Genomic DNA, 25,457 nt, shown 5'->3' on the forward strand with positions numbered 1-25,457 from the left:
GGCGAAGGGCCGCTGGCGTTATTAAAACTGCGCGGATTTAAATTGCCGAAAAATATCTTTGTGACGAAGCCGGGTAAGCATACGGCAATATCAGCGATAAATGACGATGATTTGATAGAGGAATAGTACATGCGATTAGGGATAAATGAGAAAATAGCGTAACCGCTAACTGTTTTCGTTAACAGAATGGTTGTCAGGATAAATATCACTACAGATATTCCGATGGAGATGTTTGGCTATATGGGTGAGAACTATGATTATACTTTTCTCAGTAAAGAGGGAGTATTGCTATGCAGTTTTCTTGATGTTATTGGCTATCTTATTATTCGTATGGCATGAATGAGAATTATTCTTCTTTATCGTGATGGGGTAATTGAGATTTAAAAAGGAGTGATGAGATTGGAACAGCGATAATCTATTGGATAACATGAAAATAGGAATTATTATCATAGTGACCTGATTATAACAATATTCAGGTCGCCTTCTAAAGTGATCCCAGTAATTTTCCCGCCGGGAGTGATGGGGAGTAATTTAATAATGTCTGATGTAGCATTCAATTTCAACTACCGAGTAATCCTCGGTAGTTGATAAGTATTTAGCAGAGAATGAAGATGTTACTTTCTGCGTAGTGAAGTTTGAGCTATATTGAACTAAATCTTTTTATATACGAGAGATATATAGCTAACTCTTAAGAATCTTTATACCCAATTGAATTCAGCTTCAGTGGTCAGGGTTGCGTCTAAATTGACGGCTGTAATTCTATAGTAATAAATAGCGTTAGGAGGCGCGTTGAGTATTTTAGTTTCTCCAGGCCAGACATCAATAGAATTATAGAATTCATACTCCCCAAATGGGGACGCCCAGAAATTTAAAACCCTCATTGCTGCTTGGCCTTTGTTTTTTATTGCTATATTTCTCCATCGAATAGGAATGGCTATATTCCCATTTTTATAAGCTTCGATAGCTTGGTTAGGGTTTAGGAATATTTTGAAATCTGTTAATATCATATTGGTTTCCTTATTATTGCTGTTATTTGTTGGCATATATAATCAGGTGATTTCACCTGTGACATTTAACTTAACACTTTCCATGAGCAGTTAAATATTGAAATTTATCAGTGACGTAAAAGGAATAAGGTAAACATAATGTTGTCAGGCTTGTCTCTTAATAATCGTATGGCATTACGATGGGATTCTCCTCAAAATTAAGATTTTGCTTATTAAAGCGGCCCATAAATTGCTGAAATGGGCCGCAGAGAAGAAGTGGATAACTCGATTGTATGTTGTTTAATTTAATGGATCTCCATTGACCGGGATTTAATTGTTTTGTAAGTAAAAATCACCATTATCTCTTAGCCAGAAAGGGGGCTGTATATAGGATAGTTGATATCCAGATGATTGCAGTGATAAACATGACAATCATCCTGGTGAAACGCCAATAAAATGGTTTTGAAGGTGTAGCGATGGGAATAGGTAATTTGGTATTTTGGGGCTGACGATTATTTTGTTCGTTATCTTGAAATGGCAGGATAAAACGATAGCCTTGTCGGTATACAGTGTGTATGGCTTCATCTAGATCACAATAGCGTAATGTCCGGCGTAACTTACAGACTAATTGCAATAAATTGGTTTCTGCTACGCCATTTTTGCGTTCGGGCCAAACCAGAGGGATCAATTGTTCCCGGTTTAATGTCTTGCCTTGTGAGGCATGTTCCCACAAGGCAAGTAGCAGGCGCTTCTCTTTTTCCGTAATGATAAATATATTTTTACCATGAATTATTTTGTTTGAGTCACAGTCTAAATAAACATCTCTAGTTATTTTCAACATAACGCATTCTCTGCCTCTGTTTAGTGTTTGTCTATTCGCTATAGCCAGGAGGGCTCAATTAGGCTTATGCCTGTTAGAACTTATATAGTTTTCCCATGAGTAATGCAAGAAAATAAATAATTTAAAATCTTTTATTTTATTTTGTCATATGAGTGATTTTTTTGTTTTTTATCAAGAAATAAAATTAATGGTAATTAATTATTAGTTTTGCTTATATTGTGATGATTGTGCCTTTGTTGTCTATGAAATGATAAAGGATATTATAAATATAGATAAAATCTTTTTAGGTATTATTGAATATTTATAAATTCATTTTGTAAAAATAGGTGAATAAATATCCACGAGAAATAACGTTGTGAATTGAAGGTGGTTTTTCTATGTAATTGAATTAATAGATAAAAAATTGATTAAAATAATTATTTTTTATTTTTAACTTTTATTTGGCGGTATTTGAGTGATTACTGTTCAACAATAGTTTAAAGCTCCAGCAGTGTGATGTTTATCACGTATTAACTTACGTTAGTCAGTAGTCAGGTGGCCTCATTCGTTGCCTTGAATGAGGGTTTGGATATTAAAGCACGGTGAATACACAAGTCAGGCATTAGGCATGATACCTAAGGGCGGTAGCGTACCTAAAATGATGTGTATTTCAATTCGGTTATGATCGGTTATGAATTTAATTCTTAAGGAAATAACAATGTCTACAACTGCCGATCAAATCGCTGTTCAATACCCCATTCCAACTTACCGTTTTGTCGTGACTGTTGGTGATGAGCAAATGTCTTTTCAAAGTGTATCGGGATTAGATATCAGCTATGACACGATTGAATATCGTGATGGAATTGGTAATTGGTTACAAATGCCCGGTCAGCGCCAGAGACCAGCCATTACCTTAAAGCGCGGTATTTTTAAAGGGCAATCTAAATTGTACGATTGGATTAATTCTATTTCGCTTAATCAGATAGAGAAGAAAGATATTTCTATTAGCCTCACCGATGAAACAGGTTCAAATTTGCTGATTACCTGGAATATTGCTAATGCTTTCCCAGAAAAACTAACTGCCCCCAGTTTTGATGCCACCAGTAATGAAGTTGCGGTGCAGGAAATAAGTTTGAAAGCCGATCGGGTGACTGTTGAATTCCATTAATACACTGTTTGGTGTCAGGACTGTTTGTTGTCAGAAATAGTCTGGCACTTCAACGCAGTGCTTTTTAAAGGCGAATATTATGACAACTTATGATTATCCGGGTGTTTATATTGAAGAAGATGCTTCACTGGCGCTTTCTGTTAGTCAAGGAAGCACAGCAATCCCTGTTTTTATTGGGTGCTTTTTACCGAAAAAAACCAGTACGACGCCAAAAATAATACGTGTTAGTAGTTGGTTAGATTTCACTAACCAGTTTCATGTGGGTTGTGTTACGTCAATAGCGATTAAATCAACATCTCTGCCTGCCGCTAAAAAACCTAAGAAAGTTGAAAAAGTTGAAGGTGATATATCAGCCGAAAACAAAGCCGCCAAAGAAGGAAATAAAGAGGTTAATAGCAATACAGAAACAGAAGAAGAAAAAAAAGCTGATTACAGTTACGAGGTGACTATCGGTACTTATACGACAAGCAGTGATGCTTTAAAACTTTATTTCCAAAATGGCGGTGGGCCTTGTTATATCCTACCAATTGCTGATACCAATAATACTACTCTGGCATTAATCCCAAAGTTAATTGAGCAGGCTTTAGAAATTACTTTAATCGTCTGCCCTGAACAAGATTCTGATTACCAAAGCAAGATATATAACAGCCTGACATCTTCATTATTGAATACCGGCTATTTCCTTATCGCTGACAATCAGGATAAAACATCCGCTATCAGCACTAATGTATCCTCACAAACTGCAACGTATTATCCTGCGGTAAAAGTTTCGCAGCTTATGCAAACGGAAGAGAGCCTTATAGCAGTTTCAGGTTATAAGGAGGCAAAAGCAAATAATGTTACTAATTTGGCAGAACTCAAAGAGAAAAACCCGGATGTCTACCATGTTCTGAGTGGCATTAGCGATGTGGCTGAACGACTCACTGATGATGATCAAAAAGTCATGAATTCGAAAGGCATTAATGCCATCCGTTATTTCAGCAACAAAGGTTTTGTCGTCTGGGGCGCACGTACCCTGAAAGATGATGATAACTGGCGCTATATTCCGGTACGGCGTCTATTTAATGCGGCGGAACGGGATATCAAACAGGCAATGCGAATTGCTGTCTTTGAACCCAATAGCCAACCGACTTGGGAGCGAGTACGGTCAGCCATTGACAACTATCTCCATCAACTCTGGCAACAAGGGGCGCTGGTCGGCAGTAACCCTCAAGAAGCCTATTTTGTCCAAATTGGTCAAGGTATCACCATGTCCGAAGTGGATATTAAGCAAGGAAGAATGATCTCAAGGTTGGCATGGCGGCGGTCCGTCCGGCTGAATTTATTATCCTGCAATTTTCGCAAAAAGTAGCACAGTAACCGTACTGGGGCGCGGTTTGCCGCGCCTGTCCTGTAGAGGAAACGATAATGGAAATAAAACAGCCGGGCGTAACAATCGCGGAGAACCTGATATCCCAGAAGTCAGATGATGCATTTATTGGTGTCCCGGTTTTTATTGGTTATATTCCAAAAATTTCAGCCAATAAAACCAGTTCGGGCAGTAAAACCATATTCAAATTAAACAGTCTGACCGACTTTACCCTAAACTTTCGTGAGTCAGGATTAATGTACTACTCATTAATGTACTACTCCGTGCGTCACTTTTTTGAAAATGGCGGTCAACAAGCCTATGTGCTGCCGCTGACCATTGATGAACCACTGAACGATTTTCAATCATTGATCATCGCACTGCAACAGGATTGGCTTAAACAGGCTATTGCCGCAGAGAGTGCTATCACACTGATTATCGTCCCTGATATTGTCCGCTTTAATCAGACGGGTGAGCCCGGTGCTGACATCGATCTTTGGCTACAGTTTTGGCAGTCAATACTCGACCTTTGCAAGAGTCGGCGAGGCATCATGGGATTGCTGGATGCCCCGGATGATCCGGTACTGGCCGCTGCATGTTTAACACAGTTTGCTTCAAGTGATCGGCAATGGGGCGCAGTATATTGGCCGGGGCTGAAAACCACATACCAAGAACAAGAAAATGGTCAACATATCATCCTTTCGCCTACCTCAGCGGTAGCTGCGGTTATCCAGCGTAATGATAATCAGCAAGGTATCTGGACCGCTCCGGCCAATGTGGCTTTAGCTGAGGTGGTCAGCCCAATGCGCTCTTTTATTGAAGCTGACGCGCTCTTTAATCAGAATGGCACTTCGTTGAATCTGGTTCGCAGCTTCCCCGGTAAAGGGATTAAAGTTTGGGGATGTCGAACTCTGGACAATATCCCCGGTTCTCCCTGGCGTTATATCCAAACTCGCCGCTTGGTTTCCTATATCGAAGCGCATATCACCCGATTAGGTCGGGCTTTTGTTTTCGAACCCAACAACGCCATCACCTGGATGAAACTTAAGGGTCAAACTTACAACTGGCTGCATCAATTATGGCTAAAAGGCGGACTGTTAGGTACGCAGGAGGACCGAGCGTTTGAAATATTACTCGGTGTTGACGAATCAATGAGTGAAACGGATTTGCGAGCCGGGAAAATGATCATGAAAATCAAATTGGCTCTGCTCATTCCGGCGGAATTTATTGAGCTGAGTTTGACGTTTGATACACGCACCGGGATAACAGGATTAAATTAAACAGGGGCAAAATATGAACAATCTATACACCCCGTCGGTGTCACATCGTTTTATCGCCAGTTTTCTGTTTAACAACATTCCCAGTCCGCTTGATATCGCCTTTCAGCGCATATCGGGACTTAGCCGTGAACTGCAAGCCACCCAACACAGCCAAGGCGGGGAAAATGCCCGAAATGTTTGGCTGGCCGAGAAGATTCAGCACGGTAGTTTGGTATTGGAACGTGGTGTTATGACGGTGACGCCACTTACTCTGATATTTGATCGTGTCTTGCGTGGGGAAAAAGCGATTTATGCCGATGTGGTCATTATGTTGCTGAATGAAAATTTTTTACCCGTGGCAAGCTGGACTGTGAGTAATGCGTTACCGGTTCGTTGGTCTACCGGTGACTTTGATGCTAATAGCAATGCCATTTTAGTGAACTCCCTGGAGTTACGTTATCAGGATATGCGCTGGTTAGGAGTGAAAGTATGACTATAGAAATTAAGGAACTGATTATTCAGGCCAAAGTCACCGATTCTGCGAGTGATTTATCATCTATGCGAACATTAGCCCAAGAAGCGTTAGATGACGCTCTCCTGATTGAGAGGATTAAACGGGAGGTGTTAGAGGCATTACGTGAAACAGGGGGCCATTATGAGCTTAATTGAACGCAGCCTATCTAAACTCACGCTGACGGCTTTTAAAGATCGGGAAGGGAAAATCTTGGTGGGCAGTTTACCGGTGATGTATAACCCTGATGCGATCCAGTTCAATTATCAAGCCAATTATAAAAGCGATGAAAGCATTACCCATATTCACCAAAGCAACCACCATGTGTCGTCTCAGCCTGCGGGCCTGTCATTAGACCTATTGTTTGATGCGTCTATGCCCGGCAACAATACGCGGATAGAAACTCAACTGTCGACGCTGAAAACCCTCTGTGCCGTTGATGCCAGTACCAAAGTCCCTCATTTTCTTAAAATCAAATGGGGCAAAATGCGTTGGGAAAACAAAGGTTATTTTGCCTGCCGGGCCAGCGGTCTCAGTATTCATTACACCTTGTTTGACCGAGATGCTATGCCATTGCGGGCAATCGCGACCTTATCGCTGGTGGCGGATGAGAGCTTTGTTATTCAGTCCACTGAGCAGCAGTTAAAATCGCCACCGGCTACTGCGGTTAGCGTAACCGATATGCTCTCTCTACCATTGATTGCACTAGGCGCTGGTGCTGTTTTGGCGGGCGGTATCGATTATCTTTCGCTGGCCTGGCAAAACGATCTGGATAATCTTGATGATTTCACCCCAGGACAAACGCTACAAGCACGGAGGGAAGCATGAAGATACCCCCGATCGCGATTAAGATAGATGGCAAAATACTCAATCAGTTTACGGTTATCAGCCTGTCAATAAATTACCCTATCAATGGCATTCCTTCGGCTAACGTCACTTTGGGTATTAGTGGTGAGAGCAGCCACATTTTTGATGCCAAAGCGCAGTCTGAGTTGGCAAGTTGTCGCCCGAATCATGAACTTATTGTGCAGATCAAAAAAAGTGTGGCGTTTAAAGGGATCATCGTTCAGCAGACATTGAGGCTTAAAGGCCAGGACAGTTTGATGATTCTGACGGCAAAGCATCCACTGCAAAAATTAACCCATAGTTTTCACTCGCAGCTATTCAGTCAACAGAGCGATGAGGCGATTATCAAGAAGCTGTTTAGTCAGGCCGGTGTGTCTGTCACGATAAAACAAGCACCTCAACTTAAAATGGCGCATGAGCAAATGGTGCAGTTTCGTTGCAATGATTGGACATTCTTAAAGAGCCGACTGAGTGCTACGAATACCTGGCTGATTCCCGGCCATGATGCCGTTACATTGGTCACGCCGGAATCACTTAATCGATCAACGGTACACACCATTCGTCAGCGCGGCGACCTGCGGGACATTGTGCTGTTTGAAGCTAACCTGCAATGGGATAATCAGCGCAGTCCTAAAACGGTAAGCGTACAGTCTTGGGACATTAACCAACAAAAGTTGTCTCAGGCAGTTCAGGCAAAGCATAGTGGGTTTGGCGGCGGTCAACTTGCTACCGACACGCTGAAATCGCTGACCGATCAAGAGTGGCAATGGATTTTCAGTTACCCATTGGATAATGAACAAACCAGGCAGTTTACTCAAAGTATCATGGGCAATCGGCGTAGCCATAATATATCCGGTAGTTTTGAGGTTGCAGGTGATGATCGCTATCAGCCGAGTGATGTTTTGGCATTAACTGGCTTCGGGCAGGGAATGGATGGTCAGGCGATTATCACTGGCGTCAGCCAGACCATCAACCAGCGGCAAGGTTGGCGCACTCGGTTAATGTTAGGTATGCAATCAGATGTAGAACAGTCGGTACCGCCGATTAAAGAGTTGCATATTGGGATCGTGGAAAAATACCAACAAGATAGCCAATCGCTAGGTCGTATTCCGGTCAAAATAGCGGCCTTAAACTTAACCAACGGCACGTTGTTTGCCCGCTTAGGTAAACCTTACGCCAGTCATGAAAGTGGATTCTGCTTCTACCCGGAACCGGGGGATGAAGTGATAATCGGTTTCTTTGAATGTGATCCTCGTTTTCCGGTGATATTAGGCGCCATGCATAACCCTAAAAATAGATCACCGTTAGAACCGAGTGAAAAGAATTTGGTGAAAACATTAGTGATTAAACAGGGAGAGAATCAGCAGGCATTAATATTCGATAATAAAGACAATACGCTTGCATTTAATAGTGGAAAAAATACCTTATCTTTGCAGCAGGGTAATGGTATTGTTGTAGATACAGATAAGATATATGTCAAGCCTAATAATGGTATTACTGTTGATGGCAAAGGTGTTTCAGTTAAAGCGGGTAATGGTATTTCGGTTGGTGAAAAAGGGGTAGAAGTTAAGGCCAAAGATAAAGGCAGTATTTCCGTTGATTCGGATGGTATAGCTGTTAAATGTTGGGACGGGGGCGGTATTGTGGTAACTGATAATGCCGGTCTCTATTTAAAATTAGAGGGAGGAAATACAAACAATGCTTGGAGTGGTGTAAGTGGTTTGAGCCTGAGTAAAAATGGTGTAAAAGTCAAAGCGGGTAATGGTATTAAGGTTGATGATAAAGGTGTCAGTATTGATCCTAACAAAGTCCTTCCATCTGTTTTGCTGAATCAACCAAAGTTACGGGTGGTTTGTTTAATGGAGCCGGGAGATGCATTAGTATGGATTAAATATCTTCCAATGGTGCAAATTAATATGCCCATAGCAACGTTGGTGGATAAGAAAACAATATTGGAAGAGAATTTACCGGATGATGCTGCTCAGAGAATTAATACTGTTCAATTGTGCCAGCGTTTCTCATTCACCGCGGAAACTTTACCGTTAATTCTTAAAGAGGCTTATCAATATCAAATATTACGACAACCGGATGGTCAATTAGAAGAAATAGATTTACGTAAAGCATTAAATTTCCGTGCTCAACAGAGTTTAGGTAAACTAGCTCGACGAATAACGCCAAAACGAAATTTTAATGACTTGGTGATTTCTGATGAATTAGTGCAACAATTGAAAGAGATTATTGCGGCGATTAATTACCGCGACCAGATTTTGGATGCTGGTTTTCAGCAAAAAATAGGCTATGGTACCGGTATCAGTGCACTGTTTTACGGTGAATCGGGGACGGGTAAAACAATGGCCGCAGAAGTGATTGCTGGGCATCTTGGTGTTGATTTGATTAAAGTCGATCTTTCTACCGTGGTGAATAAATATATTGGTGAAACGGAAAAAAATATTGCCCGCATTTTCGATTTGGCTGAGATAGATTCCGGGGTGCTATTTTTTGATGAGGCCGATGCACTGTTTGGTAAGCGTAGTGAAACCAAAAATGCTCAAGACAGACATGCCAATATTGAAGTTTCTTATCTATTACAACGGCTGGAGGATTATCCGGGATTGGTGATTTTAGCTACTAATAACCGTAACCATCTGGATAGCGCTTTTAATCGCCGTTTTACCTTTATTACCCATTTTACTTATCCTGATGAAACATTACGTAAAAAAATGTGGCAAACCATCTGGCCTCAACAACTGAAATTATCCGACGAAATTGATTTTGCCCATCTAGCTAAACGGGCTGATTTGACTGGGGCTAATATTAGAAATATTGCCTTATTGGCATCAATATTAGCCGCAGACAATAATAGTGAAAAAATTGAGAATCAACATATAGAGCGGGCGGTTATTCTCGAATTAAATAAGAGTGGTCGAGTGATTTTTTAAATAATTATCAAATTTGGAGTCGATATGAAAAATATCATTGAGCCTAATAATGCTATTGTGGAAGTTAATAACGCATTGAAAGATATTTTATCTCAACATTTAAATAATATTGATATTCGTTTTGATTTGCCAGAAATAGACTCAATTCCATCTAAGCCGACAATAAGTGTATTTCTCTATGATATACATGAAGATTTACAATTCCGCTCTGCGGAACCAAAGCGTTATAATCCTGTAACGAATTTATTGCTACCTGGATGGGTAAATATTAATTATAATTATTTAATTACTTACTGGCATTCAAACAAACCCTCAGTTGATGGCTGTAGCCCGGATAGTCAGCCTGATAATCAGGCGGCAAAAATAATGACATCTATTTTGAATGCATTGATTAATCATCGTCAATTGCCTAAAATTCCTGGTGCCTACACCAGAGTCATTCCGCCACAGGAAAACTTAAATAGTTTGGGTAATTTTTGGCAGGCTCTCGGCAATCGTCCACGGCTTTCTTTATTATATTCAGTTACTGCGCCGGTAGAACTTCAAGATATTAAAAATACGATGGAGCCAGTTATGGAGATTTCCCATTCTGTGAATCAAAAATTGAATCCTATTAGTTCACAAATAAGGCAGGTTTTGTTAGAAAAATTATGTACTGATTTAGGTGGCACAGAAGATGTGCGTTTGGCGCTTATTAAAGTGAATCTGACAACTAAACCATTTGTACCAGTCACGGACAATAATGATAAGCAAGAAAATGAAAAAATTATTCTTGAGGTTTCCGGTATGACTTTTTCAACCTATTGTTCTAAAATAAAAGAGATTGTTTCAATGTGGGTAAACAGCCGTAAAGCGGTTGTTAAGATAAATGGTATAGGTATTATTGTTGATAAAGTAGATTCTAATAAATTAATTAACTTTGAAAAATAATCACTTAATTACCCATAATAGGATGGCAAGTAATAGAAGATAACAATATTTTTATTGATTGCTTTATATAAAAGCATCTTGTTATTAGTAATGTTTTAATCTATATATTACTTACTTATAATTCTTGGGTGATAATATTATGCCAATCAGCGGCTTTGCAAAAGAATCTGAAGCTCGTACCGTAAAGGATAGAGCATGTAAAAATATAGAAACCGGTAATCATTTGGAAATAGGGCCTTCTTCTGGCTTATCGAGATCAAAGGATAGCTCAAAATTAAAAAAACATAATGTAAATGCCGTAAAATTGATAGATGATATTATTGCACTACATAATGATCCAAAAGGAAATAAATTACTTTGGAATGATAATTGGCAAGATAAAATCATTGATCGGGATTTGGCGAATATATTTGAAAAGATTGATGAAAGTGTTTCTGAATTAGGTGGTATTGAAGCTTATCAAGAAATCGTTCAGGCAAATCCTTATGATCCTACTGACCCAGTTTGTGGTTTATCCGCCCAAAATATATTTAAATTGATGACCGAGGGGGAACATGCTGTTGATCCAGTAAAAACGGCCCAGACAAGAAAAATAGATGGCAATGAATTTGCTGAAAGAGTTGATCAGCTCAGTGGTACAAAAAATTATGTTGCATTAGTTAATGATCGTCGACTTGGGCATATGTTTCTAATTGATCTTCCATCCAATGATCAGGAAACAGTAGGGTATATCTATCAATCAGATTTAGGAGAAGGGGCATTACCTCCGCTTAAAATAGCAGATTGGTTAAATTCCAGAGGAAAAGATCCCGTTGACCTTAATAAATTAAAGAAATTATTAAGTCATGAGTTTAATCTATTATCTGATGACGAAAAGAAAACGTTAATTTCAGAGACGCTTGATATACATAAAGATGTATCTAATGTTAAGTTGGATAGAGTGAAGAGAGATCAAGGCGTGGACATTTATTTAACTGAATACGATGTTAATGATTTTTATGAAAATATTGAAACATTAAAATCTAAACTTGATAATGATGATAGAAAATTTAGTAAACCAGAGTGAATTGTATTATTCAAATATTTATATTAGGATTGCGAAAATAATATTAGGTAAATCAAAATATTATATGTAATAAATTTAACCGATACAGCAGGGCTATTAATGTTAAAACATACTAATCCTCAGACAATATCTACACAACGTACTAGAAATAGCGCCATACAGTTGCCATTATCAAGTTTTTCTGATGGACATCTTGAGCTTTCAAATAATAAGAGTGAGCCTCGAAAAGGTTATAAGAGAAGTCAAACCAAAGGATCAAAGCAATTTCTTGCGGATAGAAACCTTAATAAGGGATATATTTCCCCGTTGAGGAATAAAGGGTTATTGGTGGGGAGTGAAGAGGCGCCAATTAACGTGCCTGTCGTGGCCCATCGTTATGACAGTAATCGGGAACTTGCACAGGCAATACCTTTGAGAAATGATGTTCCCCGTCAGGAAAATCCTTTTCATGATGTTGTGATAGGATTTCTTGGTGATCAAGTTACATCATCAGAATCGGGTTCAGGAGCGATAGGAGTACATTGGGGGAAAAATACGTTAGATCCCAATATTACCGGTATTAATGTGGTGAATGGTGCATCGGGAACCGTGGGGATTAGAATTGCTTTGAAGGATATTCAGGCGGGGCATCCGGTTATTGTTACGTCTGGCGCATTAAGTGGTTGCACTATGGTGTATGCCGTGAAGAACGGCTATTTTTTTGCTTATCATACGGGGCAGAGGCCAGGTGATAATGAATGGAAAACAGGTCGGCAGGGTGTTGTTGCTACTTATGAGAGTCATAAAGCCCTTTCGCCAGACAGCGAGCCGGTGACGGTTAGCGAACAGAATAACGATCTGGTGAATATATTTGCAAAGTATGATCAGAGCGTCATTACCTATATGGGCAAACCGGGTGTGGTGATTGATAATGTGGCAGAAAATGTTGGTGTTTTTAACTATGACGAAAAGAAGCCTGCGAAACCTGCTATTAGGGCTGGCTATAGTTATGCGTTGTTGGCCAGGGATGATAAAGGAAAGATGAATGTCAAAGTATTGTCGGAAGATGCTACTGTTTCACCCGGCAAGAAAGGTAATACTATTGAGGTCATTAATTCACTTAAAAAACGGTTGTTATAATATAGTAGGTTTGTTTAATAGTTTTTTTATTTAAATTCAGCAATATTGTTTACTATCTGATTTGTCAGAAATTAATTGATTTATTTTGTAGATCGAAAAAAAGCATGGCAATGTTGTTTGGCATAAAATAATAATATCAGGTATCACAAGTTCAGCCATTATAGAGAGCGTAGAAATGTTCAAGAATGATATTCGCGAAAGAGCAGTTAGATCTGATAAAAGTAAAACTTCGGGTGAAGGGTTATTGGATGCATTACATTTGGAACTACCTGATATAAAATCAGTTATGTTAGCTTATAAGAAACAGCTTCCTGAATTTGATAATTTTGATAGAAAAACAAAATTAATTCTCAATTTTTCGGAGGAGTTTGGAAAGTTGAAATTTGCGAAACAGCGTAAATTCTCTAAACCGGGTTTAAAAAATGGTGGCGTTTCTGGTGGAAATTTTATTTATTCAAAAAAATCTTTGCAAGATTTCGCAGCTCATGCAGGATATGTGCATAATGACAATTATGACGATGAATTTGTCAATTTTAAGGATAATGATAGAAATTTAGCGGATGGAAGATTATTCCCGGGCATTAGCCTGATTAAACGTCCTAAATTATCAATAGTAAAAGATAAAGATGAATGGAAAATACAGCAAAGTGACGAGGCTGAAGCTTATAAGATCACTGATATTGATTCTTTTATTGCAGGGATAAGAAGTATGTATGATAGGACAAATACATCTTTGCATCCAGTAGTAGAATCTTTGATTAGAAATCATATTATTAATAATCACTATATATTACCGACGATGGCAGGTATTGCTGGCTTGCATGCAGAGGTACAGGCACTGAATAATTTATTGACTTTAGAAGATGAAAGGGCAGGGAAAGCTGTTGGCAGTCGGAAAATAGGTGAATATATGCGGGACATGTTGAAATCATCTATTTTTACTCAGCGATTGACAACCAGACAAGCTGGAGATGATTTTGCTGCTTGTCATAACTGTTCGGGAATATTGTCATCGCCAGTGAATGTTATTACCGGCAAAGTAGAAAGTGCAGGAAGTAATTTTTCATCAACATTAGGACGATTTAAAACATCACAAGAATCACCAATATAAAATAATATCCCTTTTATGCCTGAGCGTTTTATTTCTCAGGCATTTTATTTTCCTCTTATTAGTTTTTTATGCGAAGATCAGCTTAATAATATAAGGATAATTTTTAGGTAGATCTAATAATAATCAATTATTTTTTACAGTTTCAAGTATCCAATTATTGAAAAAACTAACCTTCGTAAATTGTTCTGCTGGCTTTAACAGTGAACGAGACACTAGCCCAGAAATGACATAATCTTCGTTATTTGTTTTAATCATCAATGGCCCGCCTGAATCTCCACCGCCGACACCGCCATTTGGATTGCCGGAACAAATATTTATTTTTGGATCATAATTTGTGTCAGGATATCCAGGAGGCACTTCGATGCATTTCTTATCTTCAAGAATATATTCATTGGTTTTCATTAACATATTTGGGGTTGATACACTTTCTGTTCTTCCAAAACCAATAACTGTTAATTCTGTGCCAATTGGCAGGTCGATAGTTTCATTTATGCCGTTTAATTTTGCAAAAGTATTACTGTTTGCATCCCGATTGAGTTTAATTAGTGCTATATCATATTGTCCTCGTTTTCGTGTTTCTTTTTTCGTCCCTGTTTTATGCTGAGTATTTTCTGGTGATGTGAACCAGTTTGGATGAATAATTATTTTCTCAATATCAACTTGATCCTTATAAATTGGTGTAGGTTTATATCTTTCTAATCCTACGTAAATTTTTGATTTAATATTATTATCTTCAACACAGTGAGCTGCTGTTAAAACCCAACGTTTACTGATTAATATAGAGCCACAATGATGCCCTTCAATGTTTCCATCTTTTGTATTAAGTGCTGAATAAAATAGGAATTCACCTGGTTCGGCAGGTTCACCATTTATTATCTCTATTTCTCCGGTGCCATTTGCCATTAATGAGAATGAGAGCGTGCTGATAAAAGCTATAATGAAAAGCAATTTTTCTTTCATAATATAATCCTTGTATAATATGATGACAGAGATAAAACTCCATTATATTCTATATCAATATGGTCTGGCAGAATAACAATTATATGTATATTTTTACCTCATTTATAATTAATGGGTTTTTATTATTTAGAATCAATAAAAATAAATTTTTATTAAATAACTTTGGGTTTTATAATATGGATAAGGTTTTTTTAATATTATTAACAAGCAAGTGTAAGTAATCTTACATCTTATTGTTTAATTGGATTTAATTAAATGTATGATTTATTTTTGGTCATTAAAAATATTATTGAAATTAATAGCGTCAAGAAAAATAGAAAAATATTAAATATCTAAGATTATATTCCAATTTTATTGAATAATATTATTAAGATATATAATAATGGTATCATTTAATCGATCTGAAAGGTACTAACGCCCTTTTTTGTTGCACAATGAACTTGACTTAATTTGATTTGTGTAACTATCATTAGTTACACTATTGAGAGGAAGAACGAGTACATGAGCAAAGCGGAGAAACTGATAAAAAGTTTCTTAATAGCCAAAAAACTTTTGAATGGTCTGAACTTGTTGTGTTATTAAGTCTATTAAATTATGAGAAACAAGAAAAGCAAGATTCAAGGGTACGATTCTTCAATGAATAATTGAATCACACAATTTTGATGCACCGCCCTCATCCTGAAAATTACATTAAAGGTGGCACGCTAAAAGCGGTGAAACAGACTCTAAAAGAAGTGGGGTTGATATGAAATATTTAAAATATAAAGGTTATTTAGGTACAATTGAATTTAACCTGGAAAACAATACTCTTTTTGGTAAACTGGAATATATCCGCGATTTAGTGACTTATGAAGCCAAAACAATTGCAGAATTGGAAAATGAATTTAAGATCTCAATTGATTTGTATTTGCAAGACTGCAAGGAATTAAATAAAAACCCTGATGTGCCATACAAAGGGGTTTTTAATGTTAGAGTTAATCCAGAATTGCATAGAAAAATTGCAGAATTAGCACTTGAAGAAGATGTGACGGTTAATGCTTTCGTGAATCGAGCGCTAGAAAATGAAGTCAGTAAACATCATGTAGGGTCTTAATAACCTTATCGGATTAATGACAAAGGTCTAGCCATCGGCTTAAATCTTTGATCTAATAGAGGCGCTTATACTAAAAGATCCCACACCACAACAATACGATTAACATCAACAGAACCCCACTTTATTGGATGGAGTTCGTCAGCAATCTGAATAGGGGTAATGTTTTTCAGTCTGAGCTAAAATTTCGATAATTGATAAATGAAATTTTATAAAAGCTTATAGTGTGGCCAATATATAAATTTAGCCTCTTAATTATTAAAGAGGCTAAATGGTAATTTTGCTAATGATTTGGTGTTTATAACACCAGATCCAGAATGATGACGCCACATAAGCCAATCGCCCATGCAATAGTGGTTGGTATTGACCAAACGATCATCTGTTGTTTGGCATCTTTAATTCCCATCATGCGGTTAACGACCCAGAATAGGCGTCATTAAAATAACCGAAGAATAACGAGCCCATCGTTGCTGCTTGTGCGGCAACTAGCATGTTAATCCCCGGAATTTGACTAATAATTGGCGCAGAAATAGAAGCGGCGGTAATCATTGCCACAGTGCCGGAACCTTGAATTAAGCGAACCAGTGTTGCGATGATAAATGGAATCAGCACCGGTGTTAGTGGGAGATTGGCTATATACTGCGTCAGAATGGCGCCGGTACCACTTTCACGCAGTACCGCTCCTAACGCACCGCCTGCTCCTGTCACCAATAAAATAATACCGGCAGCCTGTAAACCCTCTTCCAGACGATCAATCACTTCATGTTTATTGACTTTTGGCATCAAGGTATAAACCGCCAACAATACACTGATCGCTAAGGCAATAACCGGTGCGCCAAGGAAATCAAATGTCTGGAAATAGCAGTGGTTTTCTTGGCCGGTAAAAATTTCAGTGTTTAATAACAGGCCATTAATGGCTTTAATGAAGATCAAAACGATAGGGACAATAATCGGCAACAAGGAGAGAAATAGGCTCGGTAGTGGTTTGTTCGCCTTCTCTTCCATGTAGCGTTGGTGGATTGTTTGTAGATCTTGCGCTTCTTCTGCTTCATCAATGGGTTGAAATGCAGGATATTTTACTGCTAACCATTTAGCATAAAATACAATGCTAATAACGCAAGGCACCGCCAGAACCATACCGGTTAACATCATGGCGCCGATATCTACACCAAAAATGCCGGCAACCCCCAGCGGCCCCGGTGTTGGCGGAACAGCGTGGTGGGTAACAACCAATCCGCCAGCCAGTGCTACGCCGAGTGTCAGAAGATTGCGTTTTCCCTTTTTCGCGAGGGCCTTTGCCAGTGGATAGAGAATAACAAAGGCAGAGTCGACGAAAATCGGAATACTGACAATATAACCGGTGATCGCTAATGCCCATTCTTCGCGTTTTTTACCTAACCATTGGATAAAGCTGTAGGCTATCTGTTCCGCGGCGCCGGAAACTTCCAGCACTCGTCCCATCATGACCCCAAGACCAATAACAATTCCGATACTGCCTAGTGTGGAGCCAAAACCTTTAGTCATAACATCAATGGTATTTGCTGCGGTTAAGCCGCCAGAGAGCCCGGCGATCGCCGCTGCGATGAGCATTGCTAATAAAGCATGAACACGGGTACGTAGCACCAGAAAGATCAATGTAAATACGGCTACACCCAGACCAATGACCGGAATGTAGAGTTCCATAATTAGCCTCCTGCTGGGGACAGGTTGTTGGAGATAAAAGCACGGATTGCATCACTGAAAGTATTATCAGCGTGAAAACCCAGTGATAAGCCACGGCTGGTATCGAAGTGACCCGGCCAACTGGCAACAATACGGTTAATGTTTTCGTCTGGTTCGAAGCGGATGAGATCCACGGTTTTTTGCCCGGCAACCTCTGCCAGTGCATCAATCATCTCCTGAACCGTGATACTAATACCCGGTAAATTAACTGTGCGGGAATGACCAAATTTTTCTGCCGGAATTTGAACCGCATGGATAAAGTTGCGGATCACGGTTTCAGGGCTGGAAAGCCATAAAGTAAGATCGCGGGAAACTGGGCAGATACTGCTTTCTCCGCACAGAGGTTCTCGGATGATAGCACTGGCAAAAGAGGAGGCAGCTTTGTTTGGTCTCCCTGGGCGGATACTGATTGTCGGTAGACGAAGGACTCGGCCATCGATATATCCTTTGCGGGAGTAGTCGTTAATCATCAATTCACACATGGCTTTCTGTGCGCCATAGGATGATTGAGGATTAACCGCACATTGTTCGGTAATGGTTGCTGGTAATTTTCCGCCAAATACGGCCAAGGAACTGGTGAAAATAAATTTCAATTTTGGATTTTTAGCCCGTGCAACGTTTAATAAGTTGCGAGTAGCATCAAAGTTAACTTGCAAGCCGAGATCAAAATCACTTTCAGCGTGACTGCTGACAATGGCGGCGAGATGGAATAATACCGTACTGTTTTCATCGATCAGCTTTTCTCCGGCTCCTGATTGAGTTAAATCCAGTGCCAGACACTGGACGCGGGGATCATTAACCGGAGATACAGGGCATTGAATATCGGTCAATATAAGCTGGTCGAAATTTAATGTTTGATGGTTGTTTAGTAAAGCGCTGGCGAGTTGCTGGCCCAGAAAACCTGCTCCACCAGTGATGATTACTTTCATTGCGACTCCCTTGTTTAATAGCTTTAGGCTATTTGCTTATATACCCGTTATCTTTCAAGTTGCCTCTTTGTTGGCTGCGCTCACTCATCCCGGCAACATCGTTATCTATACTCCCGGGGATTCACTCCCTTGCCGTCGCGATGAATCTTGAAATCCATAGGGTATAGTAGGGTTCTTATCCTTTATACGCTGACGGTATGTAATGTCAGATTATGTTCTCGTAATTGTTGCTGCACTTTCGGTGGAAGCTGGCTGTCACAGACAATATCATCCAAACTTGAAAGCGGGCAGATGCGAAACATGCCGTATTTGCCATATTTACTGCTATCAGACACCAAAACACATCGGCGGGAGATGTCCAATACTGCTTGTTTGACTAAAACTTTTTCTTCATGTGGCGTGGAGACACCATGCTCCAGATCCCATGAGCTGGTGCTAATGAAGGCAATATCCACATTTAAGTTGCGAAGCAACATGGCGGCGATAGGGCCAACACAGGAATGATTTCTCTTATCTACCTGCCCTCCGGTATGGAACAGATTTAATTGGGGTTTGTTCATCAGGTACTGGATAATGGAAAAATCATTCGTGATGATAGTGAGGTTAAAACGTTCAGCTAGAACCCTGGCAATTTCAAATGTGGTGGTGCCCGCATCAAGATAGACTACTTGTCCATCTTCAACCATAGATACTGCATAGTGACCAATTTCCCGCTTATGACGATGATTAAGCCGGGCTTTTTCATCCCAAGGCAATTCCTGACGTAAAACATCACTAAGTTGCACGCCGCCACTGACACTAATGACCTTTCCTTCCTCCTCCAAAGTACGGATATCCCGCCGTACTGTCATATGCGAGACGTTCATCAGTTTAACCAGTGCACTGATAGAAATTGTCTGATATTCATGTACGTAGCGATAAATAAAGTCTCTACGCTCTGATGGGAGCATATTTTCTCCTGATTATTTCTGTGCTTTGGTCAACCAATCCAGACCATCTTCCGTGCGGCCAGCGGGGTGATATTCACAACCAAACCACCCTTGATAGCCCATTTTATCCAATTTATTAAATAGCCACGGATAGTTCACTTCGCCGCTATCGGGTTCATGGCGTTCGGGCACGGAGGCAATCTGGATGTGACTGAATTTACCCCATAGACGCTCAATGGTGCGGAGCAAATCCCCTTCCATAATCTGGCAGTGATAAAGATCTAGCTGGATAAAAACATTTTGACGGTCAATTGCTTTGAGTAATGTTTCAGCCTGATGTTGAGTTGTCAGAAAGTAATCTGGCATATCACGAGTATTAATCGGTTCAATTAATACGTTAATGTTATGTTCTGCCATCACATCAGCGGCATGTTGAATGTTGCTGATATAACATTCGCATTGTTGTATCGAAGTAACTTGTTGTATCGGAGTAAGTTGTTGTATCGGAGTAAATTGTTGTTCTGGCGTAAATTGTGTGTCCAGTTTCCCGGCCATCGCATGAACTTGCTTGCAGTTCAGTGCTAGTGCATATTTCAGCGCGGTTTGTACACCTTCGGCAAACTCTTTTTCACGGCCAGGAATAGAGGCTATCCCTCTTTCTCCCGCAGCCCAGTTTCCGGCGGGCATGTTGAACAGAACCTGGGTTAATTGATGCTGTTTTAATAGGGCAGCAAGTTCTTCCGCTGCCACTTCATAAGGAAACAGGTATTCAACGCCTTTAAATCCAGCTTTAGCTGCACGGGCAAAACGTTCTGTGAAAGGTACGTCGTTGAACATCATGCTCAAGTTTGCCGCAAATTTAGCCATGATGAATTCCTTGTTTGTTTACTCAACTCTTGGGGTAACGAGTTTCAAGTTCTTGTACTTGCTCTTCATTTAATGTGGTGAAGCCATGTGGCAGTAACGTTAAATAGAGCCGTGCGGTATCTTCCAATTCTTCTGCATTGAAAAAAGCTTGCCGTAAAGTTTTGCCGCCGACAACAGGTCCGTGGTTGGATAGGAGGATTGCGTTGTGTTTTGCGGCCAGCTTCGCAATTTCCTCGCCGATTCTTTCATCTCCTGGTGGTAGATATTTGACCAGAGGCAGCTTTCCAACTCGCATTACATAGTAGGGTGTAATAGGTGGCAGGCAGTTACTTTTATCCAGATTGGGTAGGCAGGAAAGGGCGGTTAACCAAGGGGAATGTAGATGAACCACTGCACGGCATTCGGGGCGGTTGCGATACATTGCCAGGTGCATGGAAACTTCTTTTGTGGGTTTGTCGCCGGAGAGCCAGTTGCCCTCTGCATCCAACTTACTCAGGCGCTCAGCTTGCAAGTCGCCAAAACTGGAGTTGGTCGGCGTGATGATAATCGCGCCATCTTCCAGTTTGGCGCTGATGTTGCCTGCACCGCCACTGCTATAACCCCGGTAGAACATTGAACGAGCCCATTCGACTAATTCGGTCCGTAGTGTGTGTTCAGTCATGAAACATCTCCTGTACATGCAGGAAGAAATCAATATTGCCGAAGTTGCCTGATTTTAATGCCAGCCAATAATTGTGTTGTCGATCGTGCACCCAAGGTACGCCTGGAGCAATTGGTGCACCGATATTGAACTGTTTGATGTCCAGACTTTGTACTATCTTACCGGCAGTTTCGCCGCCTGCGACAATAAAGGTATTAAATCCGAGCTGACACAGGTCTTTTACAACGTTGGCAAAGGTGTTTTCTATTGCTTCACTGGCAGTAGCCGCGCCATATTGTTGTTGAATTTTCTGTAATGTTTCTGGGGGCTGAGTTGCGTATAGCATGGGGGCCAGAGGGTTCTGGGATTGCTGCATAATCCACGCAACCAGTTTTTCGGCATATTGCGGATCATGGATACATGAATCAATATTCAGGGCCTTAGCAGGGGCCAGTTTCTGGTACAGGGCAACTTGTTTGTTGGTCATGGCGGAACAACTGCCGGAAAGGATCACAGTGCGTCTATTCTCGGCGGGTGGGGTTGCTCCTTCCAGTTGGCATGGCATCAGTGACTTACCGGTGTCTGTGCTGGCAAGGGCAGCGCCAAGACCGGAGCCACCAGTGATTAATTTCAGTTTTGACGCCGCTCTGGCAATAGGCAGCAGATCGTTCATGGCGAAGGTATCTGTTACCGCGTAACGTATGTTTTGTTGTTGTAAATGATTTAGTCTGACGCGGATTGCCTGTTCTCCTTGGTGTACACATGCCAGATCCACTAGATCTGCTTTCCCTTGAGCTTGTTGTTCCATTAGACGCAGCAGATTGGCATCTGTCATCGGTGTTACGGGATGGTGCTGCATGCCGCTTTCATTAAGTAGTTGACCGTTGACGAATAGATGTCCATGTACAACTGTTCGCCCATTAATTGGGAGGGCAGGGGAGATCAGCGTGATGTCTGTTTGTAGTTCATCCATCAAGGCATCAGTAACCGGCCCAATATTGCCTTTACTGGTAGAATCAAAAGTTGAGCAGTATTTGAAGAATATTTGCTGACAACCGGCTTGCTGACGTAACCAGCGGCAGGATTTCACCGCGTTATTCACAGCTTCGTCTATCGGGCAGGAGCGGATTTTCAGGCTGATAACAATAGCATCAATATTCTGTGGAATAGCGGTATTGTCATCAGGCATATTCAGTAACTGGATGACTCGCCAGCCGCTTTGCACCATAAAACCGGCGATATCGGTTGCGCCGGTAAAATCATCAGCGATAACGCCCAATTTAATGGTCATTATTTTTTCTCCGGCAATGTGATGCCTTTAAATGTTTTGATAACCGCGCGCTGTCATCCCATTGGCCGAAACCTTCGTTACTGGCAGCAAGGAACATTTGATGTGCAGTGGCTGATAATGGTAATGGGAATTTCAGATTCTTACCTGTTTCTAATGCTAATCCCAGATCTTTGACAAAAATATCTACAGAGGATTTGGCGGTGTAATCTCCCGCCAGAATATGGGGAACTCGGTTTTCAAACATCCAAGAGTTACCGGCAGCGTGGGTGACAATATCGTACATCAATTCTAAGGAAATACCGGCTTTGGCTGCCAATGCCATACTTTCTGCCGCGGCGGCAATATGTATCCCTGCAAGTAATTGATGAATTGTTTTGACGGTAGATCCTTGACCAATTTCATTTCCGACATGGTAAAGGCGTTCGGTGGTGGCATCAAATACGGGTTTTAGTTGTTCAAATAATGTGGGGTCGCCGGAAGCCATAACAGTGAGTTGGCCTTGTTCGGCTTTTAGTGCGCCACCTGAAATAGGCGCGTCCAGCATGTTGAGGTTGTATTGGTTAAGGCGATGGGCAAAATCTTTAGCTTGTTCTGCGGCAACGGTACTGTGAAGCACAATGATTGTGTCGGCTTTTAGTTGGTTGACTAGCGGTGTTTCGCCTTCGAACAGTATGTTTTCTATTTGAGTGCCGTTGACGACGATGAGTAGGATAGCATCTAGCTCTGATGCCCAGTCTGCGGCGTTGCTTGCTGCCGCCTTAGCGCCCGCTTGCAAAAGCTGGTCGCAGGCTGTTGGATTTAAATCAAATCCATATGTGGGAATACCTGCGCGTATTAATGAACGGGCTATCCCCATCCCCATAGCCCCCAATCCTATAATCCCTATTTTTTGTGTTGATTGGTTCATGATGGTTCCCTGGTGTTGTTGTTATAATTTGTTATTTTTTATAATTATTTCGCACACAATTTCACAAATACACGATGGTTATCACATTCGAAAGCCCGCTGTTTGAAGGTGGTTTTTATTTTAATTATTTGATTTTTATGGTTTATGTTGGGTCGTTGTGGAATGTTGAGTTTCACATAATGGTGTGATGAGAAATATGATTGTGAATATATTCAGCTTTGGGTAGCGCTTTTTTAAAGGTGTTAGTTAGTCTCTGGAGCTGTTTAAGAGCAGATAATTCAGAGGAGTATATAGTAGGCTGCTTTCGGAGGAATAAGGGTATATCAGATGCTAAGAAGTATTTGTGGTGGTGGGGGAAGGATTCGAACCTTCGAAGTCTGTGACGGCAGATTTACAGTCTGCTCCCTTTGGCCGCTCGGGAACCCCACCAGATTTTGAAATGTATCGCTGTTGCTTACAGCGGACGGAATCATATCAAATGAACCGCCGCTGTAAAGCAGATATTTAAAAATAAGTGACTACATGCTGGTTTTATATCCTTGTTGATCTTGTTGTGAGCAAATAAGTGGTCTGTTGGCGGTGGCGGAGGAAGGATGACTCGTCACTGCGTTCCTCGCCCTTGCGGGCCAACGCGTCGCAAGCGCCGCATTGTTGTTTCGCTGCGCTCAACTCAAACCTTCGAAGTCTGTGACGGTAGATTTACCGTCTGCTCCTTTTGGCCGCTCGGGAAACCTCACTCGATTTTGAGAAGTATTACTGTTGTTGACAGCGGCCAGAATCACATCAGATGAATCGCTGCGGTAAAGCAGATATTTAAAAATAAGTGACTACATGCTGGTTTTATATCCTTGTTGATCTTGTTGTGAGCAAATAAGTGGTCTGTTGGCGGTGGCGGAGGAAGGATGACTCGTCACTGCGTTCCTCGCCCTTGCGGGCCAACGCGTCGCAAGCGCCGCATTGTTGTTTCGCTGCGCTCAACTCAAACCTTCGAAGTCTGTGACGGTAGATTTACCGTCTGCTCCTTTTGGCCGCTCGGGAAACCTCACTCGATTTTGAGAAGTATTACTGTTGTTGACAGCGGCCAGAATCACATCAGATGAATCGCTGCGGTAAAGCAGATATTTAAAAATAAGTGACTACATGCTGGTTTTATACCCTTGTTGATCTTGTTGTGAGCAAATAAGTGGTCTGTTGGCGGTGGCGGGGGAAGGATGACTCTTCACTATGCTACACCTAATCGTGCTTTAATTTAAATAGAGTTATTGAGGTTATTTTTTATTGATAATTGGAGTTATTGGGGTTATGTTTATTGCCAGGTTAAACAGATAGGAGTTGATTTGAGAAGTGCAGATTTAATCAAAGAAATTGAGAAAAAAGGGTGGGTGCTGGTAAGAATCAACGGGAGCCATCATCATTTTAAGCACCCTGGACGTAATGATTTGTTGACAATTCCGCATCCCAAACAGGAAATCAAAGTGGGATTGCTTAGGAAAATACAGAAGCAAGTGGGGCTATAAGCCTCCTTATCTGCATCTGCACTAATCAAATTTTTTAAAATTATTGGAGGAGTATAACGTGTTATATCCTATTGCGATTGAAATTGGTGATGAGAACCACGCTTACGGCGTGGTTGTGCCCGATATATCAGGTTGTTTCTCGGCGGGTGATTCAATGGAGGATACAATAAAAAACGCCAAGGAAGCTATCTCTGGGCATTTAGAGTTGTTGGCCGAAATGAACCAATTACCCCCTGAAGCAAAGCCATTGGATTACTGGATCAAAGATGAGGAATACTCAGGGTGGGCATGGGCCGTAATTGACATTGATGTTGAACCATATTTAGGTAAATCGACAAAATTCAATGTCACTCTGCCTGATTTATTATCTAAGAAAATCGATGATCAAGTTAAAGCAAGACCAAACCTGTACAAGAATCGTAGCCACTTTTTGCAAGTAGCTGCTTTGCATGAATTACAAAATGGTATTTAGCAATAATTATGATCAATCAGCCTCATGTTT

At 40.7% G+C, this 25,457-nt stretch carries 21 protein-coding genes, 1 tRNA gene, 2 other RNA genes and 3 pseudogenes; 14 read left to right on the plus strand and 13 right to left on the minus strand.

Annotated features, from left to right (window positions below):
- Positions 1-698: 698 nt before the first annotated feature.
- Both EAE90_RS15285 and EAE90_RS15290 read right to left on the minus strand, forming a co-directional pair.
- Positions 699-1,007, minus strand: coding sequence for a hypothetical protein (locus EAE90_RS15285; protein WP_242685524.1), 309 nt, complete (start codon positions 1,005-1,007; stop codon positions 699-701).
- 337 nt (positions 1,008-1,344) lie between these two features.
- On the minus strand, positions 1,345-1,827 hold the full coding sequence (locus EAE90_RS15290) for a winged helix-turn-helix domain-containing protein (protein WP_246550816.1): 483 nt from the start codon (positions 1,825-1,827) through the stop codon (positions 1,345-1,347).
- A 697-nt stretch (positions 1,828-2,524) separates the two neighbouring features.
- On the opposite strand from EAE90_RS15290, the gene EAE90_RS15295 reads away from it, so the two are divergent.
- From EAE90_RS15295 to EAE90_RS15350, 11 genes and pseudogenes are all read left to right on the plus strand, one after another.
- Entirely contained in the window at positions 2,525-2,974 is a 450-nt protein-coding gene (locus EAE90_RS15295; RefSeq protein WP_214054185.1) for a phage tail protein, read from the plus strand.
- 76 nt (positions 2,975-3,050) lie between these two features.
- Positions 3,051-4,333 (plus strand): annotated as a pseudogene (locus EAE90_RS15300) (phage tail sheath family protein).
- A 48-nt stretch (positions 4,334-4,381) separates the two neighbouring features.
- Positions 4,382-5,602: a phage tail sheath family protein gene (locus EAE90_RS15305; protein ID WP_214054186.1), complete on the plus strand. Its 1,221-nt coding sequence runs from the start codon at positions 4,382-4,384 to the stop codon at positions 5,600-5,602.
- A 13-nt stretch (positions 5,603-5,615) separates the two neighbouring features.
- Positions 5,616-6,074, plus strand: a complete 459-nt coding sequence (locus EAE90_RS15310; RefSeq protein ID WP_214054187.1) for a phage tail protein — start codon at positions 5,616-5,618, stop codon at positions 6,072-6,074.
- On the plus strand, positions 6,071-6,250 hold the full coding sequence (locus EAE90_RS15315) for a DUF5908 family protein (RefSeq protein ID WP_214054188.1): 180 nt from the start codon (positions 6,071-6,073) through the stop codon (positions 6,248-6,250). The genes EAE90_RS15310 and EAE90_RS15315 overlap by 4 nt, the downstream gene beginning before the upstream one ends.
- Positions 6,237-6,920 (plus strand): CIS tube protein, encoded by a 684-nt coding sequence (locus EAE90_RS15320; protein ID WP_214054189.1) that lies wholly within the window; start codon positions 6,237-6,239, stop codon positions 6,918-6,920. Before EAE90_RS15315 ends, EAE90_RS15320 begins: the two co-directional genes overlap by 14 nt.
- Positions 6,917-9,877 (plus strand): AAA family ATPase, encoded by a 2,961-nt coding sequence (locus EAE90_RS23895; RefSeq protein WP_246550818.1) that lies wholly within the window; start codon positions 6,917-6,919, stop codon positions 9,875-9,877. Before EAE90_RS15320 ends, EAE90_RS23895 begins: the two co-directional genes overlap by 4 nt.
- A 24-nt stretch (positions 9,878-9,901) precedes the next feature.
- Positions 9,902-10,807, plus strand: coding sequence for a Pvc16 family protein (locus EAE90_RS15335; protein WP_214054190.1), 906 nt, complete (start codon positions 9,902-9,904; stop codon positions 10,805-10,807).
- A 139-nt stretch (positions 10,808-10,946) separates the two neighbouring features.
- A complete protein-coding gene (locus tag EAE90_RS15340; RefSeq protein WP_246550820.1) occupies positions 10,947-11,873 on the plus strand; it encodes a cycle-inhibiting factor in 927 nt (308 codons plus the stop codon).
- A gap of 99 nt (positions 11,874-11,972) precedes the next feature.
- On the plus strand, positions 11,973-12,992 hold the full coding sequence (locus tag EAE90_RS15345) for a cytotoxic necrotizing factor Rho-activating domain-containing protein (protein ID WP_214054192.1): 1,020 nt from the start codon (positions 11,973-11,975) through the stop codon (positions 12,990-12,992).
- A 175-nt stretch (positions 12,993-13,167) separates the two neighbouring features.
- Positions 13,168-14,103, plus strand: coding sequence for a YwqJ-related putative deaminase (locus EAE90_RS15350; protein WP_214054193.1), 936 nt, complete (start codon positions 13,168-13,170; stop codon positions 14,101-14,103).
- 123 nt (positions 14,104-14,226) lie between these two features.
- Here the strand turns inward: EAE90_RS15350 and EAE90_RS15355 are convergent, their stop codons facing one another.
- Positions 14,227-15,063 carry a S1 family peptidase gene (locus EAE90_RS15355; protein WP_214054194.1) on the minus strand — a complete coding sequence of 279 codons (837 nt, stop codon included), beginning with the start codon at positions 15,061-15,063 and terminating at the stop codon, positions 14,227-14,229.
- Between the two features lie 745 nt (positions 15,064-15,808).
- Here EAE90_RS15355 and EAE90_RS15360 point away from each other — a divergent pair.
- On the plus strand, positions 15,809-16,156 hold the full coding sequence (locus EAE90_RS15360) for a type II toxin-antitoxin system HicB family antitoxin (protein WP_214054195.1): 348 nt from the start codon (positions 15,809-15,811) through the stop codon (positions 16,154-16,156).
- Between the two features lie 295 nt (positions 16,157-16,451).
- Here the strand turns inward: EAE90_RS15360 and EAE90_RS15365 are convergent.
- From EAE90_RS15365 to EAE90_RS15410, 10 genes and pseudogenes are all read right to left on the minus strand, one after another.
- A pseudogene (locus EAE90_RS15365) lies at positions 16,452-17,836 on the minus strand (GntP family permease).
- 2 nt (positions 17,837-17,838) lie between these two features.
- Positions 17,839-18,804 carry a D-erythronate dehydrogenase gene (gene denD / locus EAE90_RS15370; protein ID WP_214054196.1) on the minus strand — a complete coding sequence of 322 codons (966 nt, stop codon included), beginning with the start codon at positions 18,802-18,804 and terminating at the stop codon, positions 17,839-17,841.
- A 182-nt stretch (positions 18,805-18,986) separates the two neighbouring features.
- On the minus strand, positions 18,987-19,754 hold the full coding sequence (locus EAE90_RS15375) for a DeoR/GlpR family DNA-binding transcription regulator (RefSeq protein ID WP_214054197.1): 768 nt from the start codon (positions 19,752-19,754) through the stop codon (positions 18,987-18,989).
- A gap of 12 nt (positions 19,755-19,766) precedes the next feature.
- Positions 19,767-20,600, minus strand: coding sequence for a 2-oxo-tetronate isomerase (gene otnI, locus EAE90_RS15380; protein ID WP_214054198.1), 834 nt, complete (start codon positions 20,598-20,600; stop codon positions 19,767-19,769).
- A 22-nt stretch (positions 20,601-20,622) separates the two neighbouring features.
- Positions 20,623-21,261: a 3-oxo-tetronate 4-phosphate decarboxylase gene (gene otnC / locus EAE90_RS15385; RefSeq protein ID WP_214054199.1), complete on the minus strand. Its 639-nt coding sequence runs from the start codon at positions 21,259-21,261 to the stop codon at positions 20,623-20,625.
- A complete protein-coding gene (gene otnK / locus EAE90_RS15390; protein WP_214054200.1) occupies positions 21,254-22,531 on the minus strand; it encodes a 3-oxo-tetronate kinase in 1,278 nt (425 codons plus the stop codon). The genes otnC and otnK overlap by 8 nt, the downstream gene beginning before the upstream one ends.
- Positions 22,531-23,438: pseudogene (ltnD, locus tag EAE90_RS15395) on the minus strand (L-threonate dehydrogenase). Before ltnD ends, otnK begins: the two are co-directional and overlap by 1 nt.
- 344 nt (positions 23,439-23,782) lie before the next feature.
- A tRNA-Tyr gene (locus EAE90_RS15400) sits at positions 23,783-23,867 on the minus strand.
- Positions 23,868-24,021: 154 nt separating this feature from the next.
- Positions 24,022-24,144: non-coding RNA, RtT sRNA (locus tag EAE90_RS15405), on the minus strand.
- Positions 24,145-24,330: 186 nt separating this feature from the next.
- Positions 24,331-24,453, minus strand: a non-coding RNA gene (locus EAE90_RS15410) — RtT sRNA.
- 322 nt (positions 24,454-24,775) lie between these two features.
- On the opposite strand from EAE90_RS15410, the gene EAE90_RS15415 reads away from it, so the two are divergent.
- On the plus strand, positions 24,776-24,955 hold the full coding sequence (locus EAE90_RS15415; RefSeq protein ID WP_214054201.1) for a type II toxin-antitoxin system HicA family toxin: 180 nt from the start codon (positions 24,776-24,778) through the stop codon (positions 24,953-24,955).
- Positions 24,956-25,013: 58 nt separating this feature from the next.
- Entirely contained in the window at positions 25,014-25,427 is a 414-nt protein-coding gene (locus tag EAE90_RS15420) for a type II toxin-antitoxin system HicB family antitoxin (protein WP_214054202.1), read from the plus strand.
- The last annotated feature ends 30 nt before the right edge of the window (positions 25,428-25,457 follow it).

Source organism: Photorhabdus caribbeanensis, from assembly GCF_018448885.1.
Lineage (GTDB): Bacteria > Pseudomonadota > Gammaproteobacteria > Enterobacterales > Enterobacteriaceae > Photorhabdus > Photorhabdus caribbeanensis.